Origin of the sequence: Burkholderia sp. BCC0322 (assembly GCF_902833045.1) — a bacterium.
Taxonomy (GTDB): domain Bacteria; phylum Pseudomonadota; class Gammaproteobacteria; order Burkholderiales; family Burkholderiaceae; genus Burkholderia.
Window position 1 is genome coordinate 156,242 of sequence record NZ_CADFDU010000008.1, and the last position, 17,969, is coordinate 174,210.

Annotated in this window: 20 protein-coding genes; 10 read left to right on the forward strand and 10 right to left on the reverse strand. The window is 66.7% G+C overall.

Going from position 1 to position 17,969, the window contains the following annotated elements; genetic code table 11:
- Positions 1-54: 54 nt before the first annotated feature.
- Positions 55-1,092 carry a sulfate ABC transporter substrate-binding protein gene (locus tag HWX39_RS22665; protein WP_175970073.1) on the reverse strand — a complete coding sequence of 346 codons (1,038 nt, stop codon included), beginning with the start codon at positions 1,090-1,092 and terminating at the stop codon, positions 55-57.
- Between the two features lie 264 nt (positions 1,093-1,356).
- Between HWX39_RS22665 and lexA the strand changes: the two genes are divergently transcribed.
- The 3 genes from lexA to HWX39_RS22680 are packed head-to-tail and all read left to right on the forward strand — an operon-like array spanning position 1,357 to position 3,115.
- Positions 1,357-2,004 carry a transcriptional repressor LexA gene (gene lexA, locus HWX39_RS22670; protein ID WP_175012950.1) on the forward strand — a complete coding sequence of 216 codons (648 nt, stop codon included), beginning with the start codon at positions 1,357-1,359 and terminating at the stop codon, positions 2,002-2,004.
- Between the two features lie 26 nt (positions 2,005-2,030).
- A complete protein-coding gene (locus HWX39_RS22675) occupies positions 2,031-2,366 on the forward strand; it encodes a hypothetical protein (protein ID WP_043182727.1) in 336 nt (111 codons plus the stop codon).
- Between the two features lie 29 nt (positions 2,367-2,395).
- Entirely contained in the window at positions 2,396-3,115 is a 720-nt protein-coding gene (locus HWX39_RS22680; RefSeq protein ID WP_175970074.1) for a DUF2939 domain-containing protein, read from the forward strand.
- A 97-nt stretch (positions 3,116-3,212) separates the two neighbouring features.
- On the opposite strand, the gene HWX39_RS22685 is transcribed toward HWX39_RS22680, so the two are convergent.
- Positions 3,213-3,710: a universal stress protein gene (locus HWX39_RS22685; protein ID WP_175970075.1), complete on the reverse strand. Its 498-nt coding sequence runs from the start codon at positions 3,708-3,710 to the stop codon at positions 3,213-3,215.
- Between the two features lie 337 nt (positions 3,711-4,047).
- Here HWX39_RS22685 and nodI point away from each other — a divergent pair, with 337 nt between their 5' ends.
- Both nodI and HWX39_RS22695 read left to right on the forward strand, forming a co-directional pair.
- Positions 4,048-4,962: a nodulation factor ABC transporter ATP-binding protein NodI gene (gene nodI, locus HWX39_RS22690; RefSeq protein WP_244135073.1), complete on the forward strand. Its 915-nt coding sequence runs from the start codon at positions 4,048-4,050 to the stop codon at positions 4,960-4,962.
- A gap of 6 nt (positions 4,963-4,968) precedes the next feature.
- Positions 4,969-5,799, forward strand: coding sequence for an ABC transporter permease (locus tag HWX39_RS22695; RefSeq protein ID WP_175970076.1), 831 nt, complete (start codon positions 4,969-4,971; stop codon positions 5,797-5,799).
- Between the two features lie 37 nt (positions 5,800-5,836).
- On the opposite strand, the gene HWX39_RS22700 is transcribed toward HWX39_RS22695, so the two are convergent.
- The 4 genes from HWX39_RS22700 to HWX39_RS22715 form a co-directional block, all read right to left on the reverse strand.
- Complete coding sequence (locus HWX39_RS22700; RefSeq protein ID WP_175970077.1) at positions 5,837-6,259, reverse strand: hypothetical protein; 423 nt, start codon at positions 6,257-6,259, stop codon at positions 5,837-5,839.
- Between the two features lie 101 nt (positions 6,260-6,360).
- Positions 6,361-7,419 (reverse strand): permease, encoded by a 1,059-nt coding sequence (locus tag HWX39_RS22705; protein WP_175970078.1) that lies wholly within the window; start codon positions 7,417-7,419, stop codon positions 6,361-6,363.
- The gene (mnmH, locus tag HWX39_RS22710; RefSeq protein WP_175970079.1) at positions 7,416-8,543 is read right to left on the reverse strand and encodes a tRNA 2-selenouridine(34) synthase MnmH; all 1,128 of its coding nucleotides are present in this window, start codon (positions 8,541-8,543) and stop codon (positions 7,416-7,418) included. The genes HWX39_RS22705 and mnmH overlap by 4 nt, the downstream gene beginning before the upstream one ends.
- A 64-nt stretch (positions 8,544-8,607) precedes the next feature.
- Positions 8,608-9,561 carry a LysR family transcriptional regulator gene (locus tag HWX39_RS22715; RefSeq protein WP_175970080.1) on the reverse strand — a complete coding sequence of 318 codons (954 nt, stop codon included), beginning with the start codon at positions 9,559-9,561 and terminating at the stop codon, positions 8,608-8,610.
- Between the two features lie 165 nt (positions 9,562-9,726).
- Here HWX39_RS22715 and HWX39_RS22720 point away from each other — a divergent pair, with 165 nt between their 5' ends.
- Positions 9,727-11,148 carry a M20 family metallopeptidase gene (locus HWX39_RS22720; protein ID WP_175970081.1) on the forward strand — a complete coding sequence of 474 codons (1,422 nt, stop codon included), beginning with the start codon at positions 9,727-9,729 and terminating at the stop codon, positions 11,146-11,148.
- A 48-nt stretch (positions 11,149-11,196) separates the two neighbouring features.
- Positions 11,197-12,483, forward strand: a complete 1,287-nt coding sequence (locus tag HWX39_RS22725) for an MFS transporter (RefSeq protein WP_175970082.1) — start codon at positions 11,197-11,199, stop codon at positions 12,481-12,483.
- An 87-nt stretch (positions 12,484-12,570) separates the two neighbouring features.
- Here HWX39_RS22725 and HWX39_RS22730 read toward each other — a convergent pair whose 3' ends face one another.
- Together HWX39_RS22730 and HWX39_RS22735 are read right to left on the reverse strand one after the other, a co-directional pair.
- Positions 12,571-13,623, reverse strand: coding sequence for an NADP(H)-dependent aldo-keto reductase (locus tag HWX39_RS22730; protein ID WP_175970083.1), 1,053 nt, complete (start codon positions 13,621-13,623; stop codon positions 12,571-12,573).
- A gap of 147 nt (positions 13,624-13,770) precedes the next feature.
- Positions 13,771-14,208, reverse strand: coding sequence for a PaaI family thioesterase (locus tag HWX39_RS22735; RefSeq protein WP_046545630.1), 438 nt, complete (start codon positions 14,206-14,208; stop codon positions 13,771-13,773).
- A 169-nt stretch (positions 14,209-14,377) separates the two neighbouring features.
- On the opposite strand from HWX39_RS22735, the gene HWX39_RS22740 reads away from it, so the two are divergent.
- Positions 14,378-14,866 carry a helix-turn-helix domain-containing protein gene (locus tag HWX39_RS22740; protein ID WP_175970084.1) on the forward strand — a complete coding sequence of 163 codons (489 nt, stop codon included), beginning with the start codon at positions 14,378-14,380 and terminating at the stop codon, positions 14,864-14,866.
- Positions 14,867-15,207: 341 nt separating this feature from the next.
- A complete protein-coding gene (locus HWX39_RS22745) occupies positions 15,208-15,831 on the forward strand; it encodes a phospholipase D family protein (RefSeq protein ID WP_175970085.1) in 624 nt (207 codons plus the stop codon).
- Positions 15,832-15,937: 106 nt separating this feature from the next.
- On the opposite strand, the gene HWX39_RS36375 is transcribed toward HWX39_RS22745, so the two are convergent.
- Positions 15,938-16,165 carry a hypothetical protein gene (locus tag HWX39_RS36375; RefSeq protein ID WP_244135075.1) on the reverse strand — a complete coding sequence of 76 codons (228 nt, stop codon included), beginning with the start codon at positions 16,163-16,165 and terminating at the stop codon, positions 15,938-15,940.
- A gap of 264 nt (positions 16,166-16,429) precedes the next feature.
- Between HWX39_RS36375 and HWX39_RS22750 the strand changes: the two genes are divergently transcribed.
- Positions 16,430-17,401, forward strand: a complete 972-nt coding sequence (locus tag HWX39_RS22750; protein ID WP_175970086.1) for a sensor domain-containing diguanylate cyclase — start codon at positions 16,430-16,432, stop codon at positions 17,399-17,401.
- Between the two features lie 66 nt (positions 17,402-17,467).
- Here the strand turns inward: HWX39_RS22750 and HWX39_RS22755 are convergent, their stop codons facing one another.
- A complete protein-coding gene (locus HWX39_RS22755; protein ID WP_175970087.1) occupies positions 17,468-17,941 on the reverse strand; it encodes a VOC family protein in 474 nt (157 codons plus the stop codon).
- Positions 17,942-17,969 lie beyond the last annotated feature (28 nt).

Here is a 17,969-nt window from a genome sequence, read left to right on the forward strand (position 1 = left end):
GGCGGGCCGTCGGGGATGCGGCGCGCTGCGTGGCGCGCCGCTGTCGTTATGGCGTTACTGCGGCTTGTAGATCGAATCGAACACGCCGCCGTCCGCGAAATGCGTCTTCTGCGCATTCGTCCAGCCGCCGAAGGTATCGTCGACCGTGTACAGCTTCAGCTTCGGGAACTGCTTCGTCAGCTCCGCCGGCACGTTCTTCGAACGCGGCCGGTAGTAGTTGCGCGCCGCGATCTCCTGGCCCTGCGGGCTGTACAGGAAGTTCAGGTATGCATCGGCCAGCTTGCGCGTGCCCTTCTTGTCGACCACCTTGTCGACCACCGCGACCGGCGGCTCGGCCAGGATGCTCACCGACGGCACGACGATCTCGAACTTGTCGGTGCCGAACTCCTTGACCGACAGGAATGCCTCGTTTTCCCATGCGATCAGCACGTCGCCGATCCCGCGCTGCACGAAGCTCGTGGTTGCGCCGCGCGCGCCCGAATCGAGCACGCCCGCGTTCTTGTACAGCTTCGTGACGAACTCCTTCGCCGTCTGCTCGTTGCCGCCCGGCTTGTGCACCGCGTATGCCCATGCGGCCAGGTAGTTCCAGCGCGCGCCGCCCGACGTCTTCGGATTCGGCGTGACGATCGAGATGCCCGGCTTGGTCAGGTCGTCCCAGTCCTTGATCCCCTTCGGATTGCCCTTGCGCACCAGGAACACGATCGTCGACGTGTACGGCGACGCGTTGTCGGGCAGCCGCTTCTGCCAGTCCTTGCTGACGAGCCCCTTGTTCGCGAGCGCGTCGATGTCGTACGCCAGCGCCAGCGTCACGACGTCGGCCTGGAGGCCATCGAGCACCGAGCGCGCCTGCGCGCCCGAACCGCCGTGCGACTGCTTGAAGTTGACGGTCTCGCCCGTCTTCGCCTTCCACTCCTTGCCGAACGCCTGGTTGAAGTCCTGATACAGCTCGCGCGTCGGGTCGTACGACACGTTCAGGAAGGTCGTATCGGCCTGCGCGTGCGTCGCGACGCCCAGCGCCGCCGCCGCGCCGAGCGCGAGTGTTGCGATCAGGCGGCCCACTCCGCCCGCCAGCCCCGTGTTGCGCTTGCCCATCCTTGGTTCTCCAGTGTTGTCGGTATTGCGATGTCGGGCCAGTCTAACGAACGGGTTACATGATTAAAAATAATCGTTCCTCATTTTTTAATACTCAAAAGTGCTAACGCAGGCTGGATGGACGGTTGAGGCAGATGAACCGGCGTCCGGACGTCGCGAGATCGCGCCGGAACCGGCGCGATCGCGTCGAACCTCAAGTAACACTTGAAATTCGCGGACTACTGTATAAAAATACAGCTCACTGTCTATCCATACAGTTGAGCCATGACCAAACTCACCGCCCGTCAGCAGCAAGTGTTCGACTTGATCCGTCGCGCGATCGAGCGCTCCGGATTCCCGCCCACTCGTGCCGAGATCGCAGCCGAGCTGGGCTTCAGCTCGCCGAATGCTGCCGAGGAGCACCTGCGCGCGCTGGCGCGCAAGGGTGTGATCGAGCTGGCCGCCGGCGCATCGCGCGGCATCCGCCTGCTCGGCATCGACGATGCCCCGCACCAGTTCACGCTGCCGCACCCCGGCCTGATGCAGCTGTCGCTGCCGCTCGTCGGCCGCGTCGCGGCCGGTAGCCCGATCCTTGCGCAGGAGCACATCTCGCAGCATTACGCGTGCGATCCCGCGCTGTTCTCCAGCAAGCCCGATTACCTGCTGAAAGTGCGCGGCCTGTCGATGCGCGACGCCGGCATCCTCGACGGCGACCTCCTCGCCGTGCAGAAGCGCACGGAAGCGAAGGACGGCCAGATCATCGTTGCGCGTCTCGGCGACGACGTCACGGTCAAACGCCTGATGCGCCGGCCTGGCGGTCTCGAGCTGATCGCGGAGAACCCGGATTACGAAAACATCTTCGTCAAGGCCGGCAGCGCGGAATTCGCGCTGGAAGGCATCGCCGTCGGGCTGATTCGCTCGGGCGAACTCTGACATTCCGTCTCGCTCAGGAGAACATCATGGAACGCCTTTCCCGTCTGCTGCCTTTCCGTCAATTCGGTCGCCTGCGTCACCTGCGCGGCCGCACGCCCTGCGCACCGCTGTCCGCTGCGGCGCCTGTGCAAGAAGAAGTCGCAGTCGAACGGCAGGCGTCCCTGCTGCCGTCGGCGCTTCCCGCTTTCGCGCGGGTATCGCTGAACGCCGGCCTGAATCACGCCGAACCCGCGCGCCGCGCGCCGGTGCGCGTCTATCACGGCCGTTCGCGCCTGATCATGGTCGGCACGATCGATGCCGTGTGCCGGATGATCGATCGCTGCATCGCGGAGGAACGATCGGCCACGCCAGGCGGTCTCTGATTGCGGAATATCCCCGCACCGGAGGCAATGTGACCGGATCTTCGGGCCGCGCATGGCGGCTCAAGCCCCTGCTGATCGTCGTGCTGGCCGTCGCCATCATTGCGGCGATCGGCTATGCCTACGCGTCGCCGTACGTCGCGCTCGGTCGCCTGAAATCGGCGATCGATGCGCGCGATGCGCAGGCCATCAGTGATTATGTCGATTTCCCGTCGCTGCGCATCAGCCTGAAGCAGCAGGTCACGGAAGAGTTGATGCGCCGGATCGACGCGGTGAAGAAGGACAATCCGTTCGCGGTGATCGGTGCGTTGATCGGGTCGGCACTGATCGGCCCCCTGGTCGATGCGTACGCCACCCCGGAGGGCGTGGCCGCGCTGATGAGCGGATTGCCGCCGCGTGGCAATCCGGGTGAGCGTCCGCCCGAATGGTCGAATTTGCCGCCAGGCAGCCATGCGCCGGGCAACACGCCGGCCGCCCCCGCAGCCAATCCGGCTCCGGCGAGCGCGACCGCTCCGGGCAGCAACGCGGCCACCACGGCCGCGTCATCGCAATCACCCGCCGCTGCCGCACCGGCAAGCGCGGTCGACGCAACACATGCGCCGCACCAGCAGCAAACCAGCGCCGGCTACCGGAATATCGATGAATTCGTCGTGACCTACCAGCGCAGTGCCGACGGCACGCGCTATGCGGCAATATTCCACCGCTTCGGCCTGTTCTCGTGGAAGTTGTCCGCGATCGACCTGCACGCTTGACAGGTCTTGGGTGGCCGCGGTCGGTACCCGCGCCACGCGTACGGCATGACGCCTGACCGACGCGATTCGCCGGTCAGGCAGTCATCGAATCATTGGATCATTTGCCGTTCGCCGTGGCCGCTTCACGCTCACGCGCGATTTCGGCCTTTTGCTCCTGCGCCGACGAACACGCAACCAGAATGCTGCAGTTCACGCGGTCGAGCAGTTGCGTGTTGCCCGACCCCATCCACCATCTCGATAAGCCGCTACGGCACCGATGGCCGACAACGACGAGGTCGACCTTCAGCTCCGTCGCGAGATTCGCGATTTCGTCGATCGGATAGCCGAACGCGAAATGGCCTTCGGCCTGCACGCCGCGCTCGCGCAGCCAGTTCACCCCTTCCTGCAGGATTTCGCGCGCGGTTTCCTCGAACCGGCCGCACGCGACGTCGGTCAGCAAGCCTGCGCTCTGCGCAATGCTCGAGCGCATATCGACGACCGACAGCAAATGCGTCTCGGCCTTCAGGTCCATCGCGAGGTTGGCGCCGCAGCGCAGGGCCTTGCGCCCTTCGAGCGAGCCGTCGTAACACAACAGAATCTTGTTGTAGCTAGCCATGAAGCCTCCCTATCGCAACAACGAGCCTACGCATTCATCATGGTGCGCCGCAATTCAGGACGCAAGGGATGGAAAACGCTGATTCGCCCCGCTCGGCGCGTACGCGATGATGCGGTGCACGATCGGTGCGTACATGCATCGCACCGTGCAGGTATGCTCTGAAGAGACGCAACCAATGCACTAGAATGGCCCGTTCGCACTCCAGCAGGCCGGCAGGCGCCGGCGTCGTGTGCTTCGGCCATGCCCGTGCGGCACGCAATCGTCCGATCGGTTCGCCAACCGGCCTCGCATCCGGGAGCGGACCGCGTCCGAGCCCGCTTCCAACGACAACCACCCCATGTCCGTTGCACCGATCGATTTCCGGAACGTCGAAAAGCGCTATGGCGACAAGCTCGTCGTCAACGGCCTGTCCTTCACCGTACAGGCCGGCGAATGCTACGGCCTGCTCGGGCCGAACGGCGCCGGCAAGACCACCACGCTGAAAATGCTGCTCGGCCTCACGCACCCCGACGCAGGCGCCATTTCGCTCTGCGGCGAACCGGTTCCATCGCGTGCACGGCATGCGCGCCGGCGTGTCGGGGTCGTCCCGCAGTTCGACAATCTCGACCCCGACTTCACCGTGCGCGAGAACCTGCTCGTGTTCAGCCGCTATTTCGGCATGTCGGCGCAGGATGCGCACGCGCTCGTGCAGCCGCTGCTCGAATTCGCGAAGCTCGAGAACAAGGCCAATGCCAAGGTCGGCGAATTGTCGGGCGGCATGAAGCGCCGCCTGACACTCGCCCGCGCGCTCGTCAACGATCCCGATGTGCTGGTGCTCGACGAGCCGACGACGGGCCTCGACCCGCAGGCACGCCACCTGATGTGGGAACGGCTGCGCTCGCTGCTCGCACGCGGCAAGACGATCCTGATCACCACGCACTTCATGGAAGAAGCGGAGCGCCTGTGCGACCGCCTGTGCGTGATCGAGGAAGGCCGCAAGATCGCCGAAGGCGCGCCGCACGCACTGATCGAATCGGAGATCGGCTGCGACGTGATCGAAATCTACGGGCCCGATCCAGCCACGCTGCGCGACGAACTGTCGGCGTTCGCGAAGCGCACCGAGATCAGCGGCGAGACGCTGTTCTGCTACGTGAGCGACCCGGAACCGCTCAGTGCGCGACTCAAGGGTCGCACGGGGTTGCGCTATCTGCATCGCCCGGCCAATCTCGAAGATGTGTTCCTGCGGCTCACGGGCCGCGAAATGCAGGACTGATCGATCATGGACGTCCGCAACTATTCCGCCGCACCGTCGGCCCCCCCGCGCGTGTCACGTTTCGCGATCGCGATGCCCGCGAACGCGACCAACTGGATCGCCGTCTGGCGGCGCAACTATCTCGTCTGGCGCAAGCTCGCGCTCGCGTCGATGTTCGGCAATCTCGCCGATCCGATGATCTATCTGTTCGGGTTGGGGTTCGGACTCGGCCTGATGCTCGGCCACGTCGACGGCGTGTCGTATATCGCGTTCCTCGCGGCCGGCACGGTCGGGTCGAGCGTGATGATGTCCGCGAGCTTCGAGTCGATGTATTCGGGATTCTCGCGGATGCACGTGCAGCGCACGTGGGAAGCAATCATGCATACGCCGCTCGCGCTCGGCGACATCGTGCTCGGCGAGATCGTCTGGGGGGCCAGCAAGGCGATGCTGTCGGGGGCTGCGATCATGCTCGTCGCGGGGGCGCTCGGCTATGCGCAGTTTCCGTCGATGCTCGTGGCGCTGCCCGTGATCGCGCTTGCGGGCCTCGCGTTTGCAAGCATCGCGATGATCGTCACGGCGCTCGCGCCGTCCTACGATTTCTTCATGTTTTATCAGACGCTCGTGCTGACGCCGATGCTGCTGCTGTCGGGCGTGTTCTTCCCGACCACGCAGTTGCCGCCGATCGCGCGGCATGCGGCGCAGGCGCTGCCGCTCGCGAATGCCGTCGAGTTGATTCGGCCCGCGATGCTCGGCCGGCCGGCGACCGACGTCGCGCTGCATGTCGCGGTGCTCGCAGGTTACGCGGTCGGCGGATTCCTGCTGTCCGCATGGCTATTCCGGCGGCGGATGATGCGCTGACGGCCGGCGCACTGGGCGCCGGCTTCATGCGACGACGTTACTCGTCGTCGTCGCTCCACGGGATCTCGACGTCGGTCAGGAACGCGACGGTCGCGAGCGGGCCACCTTCCTGGCGGCCCAGCTTGCCGTCCGCGCGATGCCATTCGACGCGGAACTGCGTGCCCGGATCGTCGGCAAGCAGATAAACCGAGCGCAGCTCTTCCTTGTCAGCCTCGTCCACCGGGCCGTCGAACGACACCAGCATCTTCTGCGGCCACAGGCCGTTGACCGGATCGTAAATGCGGTCGCCCTGCGGAATGTCGATGCTGGCTTCGACGCCGATCGTTGCGGAAGCCTCGATGATCATCATGCCGAGTGCGTTCAGCACGGCAGTCGCCCGCGCGGAATTGGCCTGGCGGATCGCGAGATCACCGCGCGTCAGCGCCTTTTCGAGTCGAGGATGGATCTTCGGTTGGGTCATGCGTTTTCCTGTTTGCTTCTTGTAAATGGCGCCGCACGCGTGAAACGGCGGCGCCGGATGAATACGACGATTGCGCCCGATTGGCGCGCCGCTCGCGCGCGTCAGAACCCGAGCGCGACCGCGAGCAGGCCGCTCGCGATCCCGAACACGACGACGAGGATCGCGACGATGGCCAGCATGTAAGGCTTGAACGAACGCGCGAGCATCGCGAGCGACGGCACGCTGATCGGCGGCAGCGTCATCAGCAGCGCGGCGGCCGGGCCGACGCCCATGCCGAGCGACAGCATTGCCTGGATGATCGGCACCTCGCCGGCCGTCGGGATCACGAACAGCATGCCCGCGACCGCGAACGCGACGATCCAGCCGAGATGATTGCCGATGTCCGGGCCGATATGCGGGAACAGCCACGCGCGCGCGGCGCCGAGCAGCAGCACGAGCACGATGTATTCGGGCACGAGCCGCACGGCCATGCGCGCCAGCAGCTTCATCCAGCGGACGAACGGATTGCCGGCCGCGGCCTGCTCGGCCGCCAGCTCGGCAAGCTGTGCATCGCCGATGCTGCGGTCTTCAGGGCGTGCGATGCGGTTCAGCAGATAGCCGATCCCGAACACCATCGCGATGCCGAGCACCAGGCGCAGCGCACTCCAGTGCCAGCCGAGCACGAAGCCCATGAACACCAGCGCCGCCGGGTTCAGCACCGTGTTGCCGAGCCAGAACGCAACCGCGCCGCCCGGCGATGCATGGCGCGCACGCAGCCCCGCGACGACCGGCGCCGCGCAGCACGTGCACATCATGCCGGGCAGCGACAGCAGGCCGCCCGCGGCGACGCTGCCGAAGCCGGTGCGGCCGAGCACGCGCGCAACCCAGTGCGCGGGCAGCAGCGCCTGCACGGCCGAACCGAGCAGCAGGCCCAGCACCATCGCCTGCCAGATCGCCTTGCCGTACGCCCACGCGTAATCGAGCGCGGCCTTCAGCGACGGCTCCGGGGCGGCCGCCGATGTGCCCATCAGGATCGACTGGCCGATCGAATGATGCTCGGCGGCAACGAACGCCTTGTTGTAGTACGGGAACCATTTCACATAGAACAGGCCCGCGACCGCGATCAGCAGGAAGGTCATCCAGCCGAGGGCCGGACTGGGTTGGGTGCGTGTTGTCGTCATCGTGTGGTCGTCGATTGGTCTTGGTCGGGTTCGGATGTCGCGCCCGCGGCAAGCGCGGCCGATGCGGGCAGCCCGGCTTGCGCGAGTGCGGCCAGCAGCGCACGCGCCTGATCGTGTCCGTCGGCGGCGTTGGGCCGGAACGTGAACGTCAGCGCCCGGTTCGGTTTGTTGTAGGTCGCGCGATAGGTGCGCGCATAGGCGGGATCGTAATGCTTGTCGATCAGCTCGGTGAACAGCTCCGCCCGCGCGTCCGCATCGATCAGCGCCTTCCAGCGTGTTACCTGTTCGCGGCTATGCAGGCCGATCAGCCGATCGAGCTGCGCCTTGAAGGTGTCCGGTTCGTCGAACAGGTGCGCATAATCGTCGAGGAGGAATGCGATGCGCTCGTCGTGCGCCGCGTCGACATGCACCCACGGCCCTGCGTGAAACGCTTCGATCAACGCGATCGGCAACTGCACGAGCCCGATCCTGCGGCTTTCCGATTCGACGAACACCGGCCATTCGGGGTCGAAACGCCCGAGTGTTTCGACGAGCCCGGAGTCGAACCCCTTCTGCGCCGGCTGCGGCTTGCCCGGAAGCGCGCCGAGCAGCGAACCGCGATGGCACGCAAGCGCCTCGAGGTCGAGCGTCTGCGCGCCGACGTCGCGCAATGCGTTCAGCAGGCGCGTCTTGCCGCAGCCCGTATGCCCGACGAGCGCGATGTAGCGAAAGCGCGTCGGCAGCGAGTCGAGCGTCGCGCACACCGACTGGCGGTACGACTTGTAGCCGCCGTCGAGCTGGCGCGCTTTCCAGCCGATCAGGTTGAACCAGGTCGTCATCGAGCCCGAGCGCTTGCCGCCGCGCCAGCAGTAGATCAGCGGCCGCCAGTTGCGCGGACGATCGGCGAACGTCGTATCCAGATGCCGTGCGATGTTGCGCGCGACGATCGCCGCGCCGACCCGGGTCGCCTCGTACGGCGACACCTGCCGGTACATCGTGCCGATGAGCACGCGCTCCTCGTTGCTGAGTACGGGCGCGTTCAGCGCGCCAGGGATATGATCCTCGGCGAACTCGAGCGGCGTGCGCACGTCGATGATCTCGTCGAACTCACCGGCGTGATCGAGGGTGACAAGCAGGTTCTTCAATTTGGCGTCGAACAGGGGCGATGCGGCTCGATGAGCCGCATGGGCGCGGAAGGCGGATTGACGATTATCTCACGGGCCGGCGTCTCGGGACGCGCGCGGCGGTCGGCGGCGCCGAGGCGGCCTGCATCGCGTCGATCAGATGGTCGCGGAACGCACGAACCGACGCGGGTAGATCGCGCCCCGCCATCGTCTGCACCTGGATGCTGCGCTCGCGTAGCTGCGGGTTCGTCACGGGCACGACGACGAAGCCGTCCGCGGCGCAGCGATCGCGCACCGACAGCAGCCCCGTAAACATCACCGCGCCCGTGCGCCGTGCGTAGCCGTACATCGCCGCCGTGTTGTTGCTCGTCAGTTCGGGCTCGAGCAGCAGCCCGTCGAGCGCGCACGCGATGTCGATCAGTTGGCGCACCGTCGTGCCGGCCTCGGGCAGCACGTGCGGATGACGCGCGACATCGGCGAGCGACACCGCTTCTCGCGTCGCGAGCGGATGGTCGTGCCGCACCAGCGCGAAGATCGGCGCGCGCTCGGTGTGCTCGACACGCACGCCCTTCTCCGGCGCGAGGCTGAAGCTCAACGCGATGTCCACATCGCCGTCGCGCACCCGCCGCGTCGCGTCCGCCGGCGACACCACCCACACGGAGAAATCGACGCCCGGATGGCGCGCCTTGAAACTGGCGAGCGTGCCGGGCAGGAAATCGATCGCGAACCCTTCCGAGCATGCGATCTTCAGCAGGCTGCCGTGCAGCGCATCGAGCCCGCCGATGTCCTTCATCACGTGCTCGGCCTCGAGCAGGCTGCGCTGCGCGAACGCCAGGAGCCGCTCGCCGGCCTCCGACAGCGCCATCCCGCGCGGCCGGCGCTCGAACAGCGGTGCGCCAAGCTCGCCCTCCAGTTTCGCGATCTGGCGGCTGATCGCCGATACGGCCACGTGCAGCCGCGCGGACGCGTCACTGATCGAGCCGGTGCGCGCCACTTCGACGAAATACCGCAATGCCAGGCCATGCAGGAAAGCCGCCATCGTTCTGTCTCCGCCCGGCTGCCGGCCGCGCTGCTTTGCCTTTTCGGCAAAGAAAGGTTCGAAATTCGATCATTGTGACAAAAAAAACGGCTTTCTAGAATCGATCGCACCTCACGCTGCAGGCACGATCCGGCGCGTGCAGCGAACCCGACCGAGGAGCACGACTTGAGCCGTACCGCCGCCATCCAGCACGCGCTGAACCAGTTCGAATCCGGTGCGTTCTTCACGACCCTGAGCCGCCGCGTCGGTCTGCGCACCGAAAGTCAGGAAAGCGGCAACGATGCCGCGCTGCGCGCGTACCTGACCGACGAGATCGCCCCCGAAGCCGCGCGCCTCGGCTTCACGTCGCGGATCGTCGACAACCCCATCGACGGCGGCGGCCCGTTCCTGCTCGCATCGCGCCACGAAGACGACGCACTGCCGACCGTGCTGATCTATGGCCACGGCGACGTCGTGCGCGGCTACGACGCGCAATGGCGCGCACCGCTGTCGCCGTGGACGCTGACCGCCGACGGCGACCGCTGGTACGGCCGCGGCAGCGCCGACAACAAGGGCCAGCACACCATCAACCTGGCCGCGCTGGCGAGCGTGCTCGACGCGCGCGGCGGCCAGCTCGGCTTCAACGCGAAGCTGCTGATCGAGATGGGCGAGGAAACGGGTTCGCCGGGCCTCGACGCACTGTGCCGCCAGGAGCGCGACGCGCTCGCGGCCGACGTGCTGATCGCGTCCGACGGCCCGCGCATCGCCGCCGCGCGCCCAACGGTTTTCCTCGGTTCGCGCGGCTCGGTCAATTTCAAGCTGAGCCTGCGCGCCCGCGACGGCGCGCATCACTCCGGCAACTGGGGCGGGCTGCTGCGCAATCCGGCGATCGTGCTCGCCCATGCGCTTGCGAGCCTCGTCGACGCGCGCGGCGCGATTCGCGTCGCGGGGCTGCGTCCGCCGCCGATCCCGGCAGCCGTGCGCGATGCGCTCGCCGATCTCTCCGTTGGCGGCGGTCCCGGCGATCCCGCGCTCGACGCCGACTGGGGCGAGCCCGGCCTCACCGCGGCCGAGCGCGTATTCGGCTGGAACACGTTCGAGATCCTCGCGTTCAAGGCCGGCAACCCCGAGCACCCCGTCAATGCGATCCCGCCCGCCGCATATGCGCACTGCCAGTTGCGCTTCGTCGTCGGCACCGACTGGGAAGCGCTGCATGCGCATCTGCGCACGCACCTCGATGCGCACGGCTTCGCCGACATCGAGATCGACGTCGAACGCGGCGCCCCGGCGACGCGCGTGCCGCCGGACGATCCGTGGGTCCGCTGGGCCGTCGCATCGCTGGCGCGGACCACCGGCAAGAAGCCCGCGATCCTGCCGAATCTCGGCGGCACGCTGCCGAACGAAGTGTTCGCCGACACGCTCGGGCTGCCGACGCTGTGGGTGCCGCACTCGTACCCGGCATGCTCGCAGCACGCGCCGGACGAGCACCTGCTCGCGAGCGTCGTCAGCGAGGGGCTGCAGATGATGGCCGGCCTTTTCTGGGATCTCGGCGACGACGCGCCGACCGTTCGCCGCGCGGTGCCCGCCGCGACCGGCGCCGCCCTGTAACGCCACCCTGTAACGCGCTTCGCCCCTTTCTCGGGACCTGCACACACGATGAATACGACCACCCTGACCTCGCAGGAAGCCGCCCGCCCCAGCGCCGCGAAGATCCGGCGCATCATCTTCGCGGCATCGATCGGCAACGCACTCGAATGGTTCGACCTGATCGTCTACGGCTTCTTCGCGGTGACGATCGCCAAGCTGTTCTTCCCCGCGACCAGCGAAGCGACGTCGCTGATGCTCACGCTCGGCACGTTCGGGCTGTCCTACCTGATCCGGCCGATCGGCGGCTTCGTGCTCGGCGCGTACGCGGATCGCGCGGGCCGCAAGGGGTCGCTGCTGCTGTCGATCGCGATGATGATGGCCGGCACACTGCTGATCGCGCTGATGCCGACCTACGCAGCGATCGGCATACTCGCGCCGCTCGGGATCATGCTGTCACGGCTGATGCAGGGCTTTTCCGCGGGCGGCGAATTCGCGAGCTCGACCGCGTTCCTCGTCGAGCACGCACCGCAGCGGCGCGGTTTCATGTCGAGCTGGCAGTTCGCGAGCCAGGGCCTCGCGACGCTGCTCGCATCGGGCTTCGGCGCGGTGCTGACATCCACGCTGACGACCGCGCAGCTCGAAAGCTGGGGCTGGCGCGTGCCGTTCCTGTTCGGGCTCGCGATCGGCCCGGTCGGGCTGTACATCCGCCGCTACGTTGACGAAGGCGTCGAGTTCAAGACACAGGCACGCTCGGAAGCGCCCGTGCGCGAGTTGTTCGCCGATCAGAAGTTGCGGCTGCTGCTGTCGGTCGGCGCGCTCGTGATCTCGACCGCGATCAACTACATGGTGCTGTATATGCCGACCTATGCGATCAAGCAGCTCGGGCTGCCCGCGTCGACAGGCTTCGCGGCGACGCTCGCGACCGGCTTCGTGCTCACGCTCGTCACGCCGGTCGTCGGCCACCTGTCCGATCGTACCGGGCGGATCCGCATGATGGCGGTTGCGGCAATCCTGATGCTCGTCACCGTGTACCCGACATTCGCGTGGCTCACGCGTCACGCATCGTTCGCGACGATGCTCGCCGCCCTGGTCTGGATCGGTGCGCTGAAGGCGATGTACTGCGGCGCACTGCCGGCACTGATGGCCGAGCTGTTCCCGTCGCAGACGCGCGCGACGGGGCTCGCGGTCAGCTACAACACGGGCGTCACGCTGTTCGGCGGCTTCGCGCCGTTCGTCATCACCTGGCTGATCAGCGCGACCGGCAACCGGCTGTCGCCGGCGCTCTATCTGATGGGCTGCGCGCTGCTGAGCCTCGCCGCGCTGTTCGTCGCGCGCACACGGCTCAAGATGCGATAACGGAAGGAACGACGGCGCAGCGATGCGCCGCCGGTGCGGCCCGTCGCGGCATGGTTGCCGCGCGGGCCGCGCACCGCTTGGTTCAGGTCATGGCGCGGGGTTCGGCTGCCGTTCATGCAGCGCGTCGATCTCGGCGAGGATCTCGTCGGACAGCTTCACGTCAATGCTGCCGATGTTCTCCTTCAACTGTTCGAGCGACGTCGCCCCGACCAGGTTGCTGCGCGTGAACGGCCGGCTGTTGACGAACGCCAGCGCGAGCTGCGCGGGCGACAGCCCGTGACGCCGTGCGAGCGCGACATAGCGTGACGTCGCCTCGACGGCCTGCGGCTTGCTGTAACGCTGGAAGCGTTCGAACAGCGTGATGCGTGCGCCGGCCGGACGCGCGCCGTTCTCGTACTTGCCGGACAGCCAGCCGAACGCGAGCGGCGAATAGGCGAGCAGGCCGACGCCATCGCGATGCGTGAATTCCGACAGGCCGTTTTCGAACGTGCGGTTCAGCAGGCTGTACGGATTCTGGATGCTCGCGATGCGCGGCAGCCCGAGCTTCTCGGCCGCGCGCAGGAACTGCGCGACGCCCCACGGCGTTTCGTTCGACACGCCAATCGCGCGCACCTTGCCGGCCTTCACGAATTCCGCGAGCACGCCGAGGGTGTCCTCGATCGGCACCGTATAGGCGTCGTCGACCCACGGATAGGCAGGACGGCCGAACGTCGTCGTGCTGCGGTCGGGCCAGTGCAACTGGTAGAGATCGACGTAGTCGGTCTGCAGGCGCTTGAGGCTGCCGTCGAGCGCTTCGGTCAGGTTCTTGCGGTCGAACTGGTTGCCTTCGCCGCGAATATGGCGCGGATTGTGCGGCTGCCGTGCCGGCCCAGCGATTTTCGTCGCGAGCACGATGCGCTCGCGCTGCGCGCGATGCTGCGCGAGCCAGGTGCCGATGTACGCCTCGGTGCGCCCCTGCGTTTCGGGTTTCGGCGGCACCGGATACATTTCCGCGGCATCGATCAGCGTCACGCCCTGCCCGATCGCGTAGTCGATCTGCTCGTGCGCATCGCGCTCCGAATTCTGCTCGCCCCACGTCATCGTGCCCAGGCCGATCAGGCTGACCTCGACGCCCGAATCGCCAAGTGTGCGGTATTCCATGCTGCTCCTGTCGCGTCGGTGGAAAGCAGGAACGCTATCACATTGAAGCGACCGCTTCAGACCGGCGCCACCTACGCTTACAGACGGCCTTCGGCACCGGCGTGGAGGTTCACGCGCCGGCCCGAACGACGGTGTTGCCGCCCGCCGTTACTGCGGCCGCTGGATGAAGCAGGTCGCCGACGCATGCGCGACGATCTTGTCGTCCGCGGTCTTCAACGTGCCCTCCGCGACGCCCAGCGAACGCGACAGGTGAATCACGCGCCCTTCGGCAACCAGGTCGGCGTCGCGCGGCACGGGCCGCAGCATCTTCACGTGCAGATCGACCGTGCCGTAGCCGACACCCGCGTCCAGCATCGAATGCACCGCGCACCCCGTGACCGAATCGAGCACCGTCGCGGCGAACCCGCCGTGGACGCCGCCAAGCGGATTCAGGTGCCGGCCGTCCGCCCGCGCCGAGAACTTCACGTAACCGAGCTCGACGTCGAGCGGACGCATCGGGATCGTCTCGGAAATCGACGCGAGCGGCGCATCGCCCGATACCGCTGCGCGCAGCAGATCGAGACCAGACAGGGAAAGCGGGTTCATCGGGTTGTCTCCGGGTTGAAAGCGCGTCGCCGCGCGAGTAAGTTCTAAATTGGAACTCATTATTGACAGCGACGGCGGCCGTTGTCAACGTGGCCGGGCCCGTTACAACCGAAGGCGGGTTCTATAATCGAACCCGCTATTTTGCTGAACCGACGCAAGAGACTCGACGATGAAATGGGATGACATCGGCACGCTGAACTGTTCGGTCGCGCGTACGCTCGCCGTGCTCGGCGACCGCTGGACCATGCTGATCCTCCGCAACGCGTTCCTCGGCTGCCGACGCTTCGACGCGTTCCAGACCCAGCTTGGCCTCACGCGCCATGTGCTGGCCGAGCGGCTCGCGCGGCTCGTTGACGAAGGCGTGCTGGTCAAGCGTGCGTATCAGGATCGGCCGCCGCGTTTCGAATATCGGCTGACGGACAAGGGCCTCGACCTCTACCCGACCCTGCTCGCGCTGACGGCGTGGGGCGACCGCTGGAAAGGCGACGGCCAGGGGCCGCCGGTGCAGTTGCGCCACCGCACCTGCGGCCATCTGATGCATGCGGTCACCGTATGCTCGGCGTGCGGCGAACCGCTCGACGCACGCGACGTGCAGCCGGAGCGTGGCCCAGGGTGGATCGCAGACGAGGCAGCCGGAGCGCCCGTGGCCGACGATTGACGCAGCGTCGTGCACGCATGAATGAACGCGCGACGGGCACCGATCGTTAGTCGCGCTCGCGGTGCTGTCGCGGGCCGCATCGAGCCCGTCCGGCTGCAATCGTGCATGGCTTGCATGCCGCAATTCCGCCACCGCCGCACGCGCATTCGCATGCAGCTTTCGATCACATCCACCGATTAAACCGATCAAGCACCCGGATATCGCACAACGCAACTTTGCGTCACCGCCTCCGCCATCGCCGGTCATCGCGATGAGTTACCCCGTCTCATCCGCACGTGACCGCGCCGCCACGTCTGCGTTACACTCACGGCCCGCTGTCTCGAAATTGTTCGCTGTCCAAGATGTTGTCGCGCAATCGCCTCGCCGCTGCCTGTCTCGCCGCCTCCCTGCTCGCCACTCCGTTCGCCGCCTTCGGCAAGACGCAAAGTGAATCGCTGCTTCAGCAGGCGATCGACTTCGTTGCACGTTGGCTGCCGGCCCCCACTCACGAAGCGCCTGCGACACAGGTCGTCGAATCGGCCTTTTCACCCGACGGCGGTGCCGAAGCGCTCGTGCTGAAAGCGATCGGCGCCGCGCGCAGTTCGATCCGTGTCGCCGCCTATTCGTTCACGTCGCCGCCTGTCACGCGCGCACTGCTCGCCGCTAGGCGACGCGGCGTGAATGTCGCGGTGGTCGTCGACGACAAGGGCAATCGCGCAAAGAGCAGCAAGCAGGCGTTGAACCTGCTCGTCAACGCAGGTATCCCGACGCGCACGATCGACGCCTACGCGATCCATCACGACAAGTACCTCGTGATCGACGCCGAGCACGTCGAAACGGGTTCGTTCAACTACAGCGCGTCGGCGGCCAGCCGCAATTCCGAAAACGTCGTCGTGGTGTGGAACAACCCGCAACTCGCGTCGCGTTATCTCACGCACTGGCAAAGCCGCTTCGACCAGGGCACGCCGTACCGCTCCAGCTACTGAGGCAGGCCGCGCGGCGCGCACCACCGTGTTCGATCCGCCGTGTTGCCGATGATCGGCGAGCATGGCGCGACGTTCAATTCAGCCGAATGGCCAGCGCGCCCCGCAGTCAATGGATTTCGGGCGCCCGCCCGGTCGCCGCACCGGCCTGCGTCGTCGGTGCACAACGATTCGCCTGACCGCTCGCGCCGCTTGCCGAAGACGTCGACAAACCGCTGGCGCCACCTGGCAGCGCGCTGCTCACGCAAACGACGCCGAATGCCAGCGTGTTCTGAACCATCGGATAAAGAAGATACAGCGCAAACGCGAGATAGCCCGCGTACAGAAATCGAACCATGGTGCGATGGGAAGCGTTGAACGAGTGGACTCGCCCTGTTTACGGCACTGCGCCGGGCACCTTGAGGCATCGCGCCTCCGATTGCGCATCGGGGTGAAACACCATCCCATGACGCCCGCTTCTCCCCCCTTCTGCATCGATCCGCGCCAGGCCCAAACCACCCGCCGGCGGATTTGCACCGTGGCGATGCGCCGAACAATGCGCGATACTGTCCGCCATACGATCCCATGACCGGCCTCGCAGCCGGGACAAAAGACAACGCCCATGCAAATCGCACCCAAACCGGCCGACGAGGCGGCCCGGCTCGATACGCTTCATTCGCTCTCGATCCTCGACACGCCGCCCGAAGAGCGCTTCGATCGCCTGACGCGTCTCGCACGCAGGCTGTTCGACGTACCGATCGCACTCGTCAGCCTCGTCGACGACGATCGGCAGTGGTTCAAGAGCCACGCCGGGCTCGACGTCACGCAAACGTCGCGCGACGTGTCTTTCTGCGCCCATGCGTTGCTCGAGGGCAATACGATGGTGATCCAGGATGCGCTGAGCGACAACCGCTTCCACGACAATCCGCTCGTCACCGGCGCGCCCGGCATCCGCTTCTACGCCGGTCGGCCGCTGACGGCGCCGAACGGTGCGCCCATCGGCACGCTGTGCCTGATCGACACGCGGCCGCGCTCGCTCGAGCCCGACGAACTCGCGCTGCTCGGCGATCTCGCCCACATGACCGAACGTGAAATCGCCGCACTGCATTTCGCGACCACCGACGAACTCACGCAACTGACCAACCGGCGCGGTTTCGAGATCCTGGCCCGTCACGTGTTGAGGCTGTGCGATCGCCTTGACCGTCACGCGGTGCTGCTGTTCTTCGACCTGAACGGTTTCAAGTCGATCAACGACCACTTCGGCCACGCCGAAGGCGACCACGCGCTCAAGACATTCGCCGAAACGCTGACGGGCGCGCTGCGCGACAGCGACGTGATCGCACGGCTTGGCGGCGACGAGTTCGTCGTGCTGCTGAGCGCCACCGATCCGGCCGACGTTGCCGAGCCGGTCGAACGCGTGACGCAGGCGCTCGCATTGCGCAACGCGGCCGACGCACGCGGCTATGACATCCGGTTCAGCGTCGGGCACGTCGACTACGATCCCGCGCACCATCGCGACGTGGCCGACCTGCTCGCATCGGCCGATCAACGGATGTACGAGGACAAGCAGCGCGGCAAGACGGCCGGCGCGTAAGTACGGGCCGACCGGGCGCGTGGTGCCGCCCTGCCGCTCAACTGCGGTGGCGTGGTTGCGTCAGCGTCAGCTTCCGCACGGCGGCGCGCTGGCCATGGCCTCCGCGATCTGCTCGGGCGTCAGGTCGCGCTGGTGCGTCGCGAGCGACCAGCGATGGCCGAACGGATCCTCGACCTGTCCGTAGCGATCGCCCCAGAACATGTCGGCCGCCGGAATCGTGACCGTCGCGCCAGCGTCGACCGCCTTCGCGATCGCCGCGTCGGTGTCCGGCACGTACAGGTGCAGGCAGACCGGCGTGCCTTTCAGCGCCTTCGGCCCGAGCGCGCCGTGATCGGGCATCTCATCCACCAGCATCAGTGTCGAATCGCCAATCACGAGGCACGCGTGCGCGAGCCGACCGTCGGGCATCGCCAGGCGAAACTGTTCGCTCGCATTGAACGCGCGCTTGTAGAAGTCGATGGCTGCCGTTGCGCCGGCGCAGATCAGGTGCGGCGTCAGCGTGCGCATCCCTTCCGGGATCGGTTTGACGGACGTGGACATGGGTATCGCTCCTTCGGTCGGTTGTCGT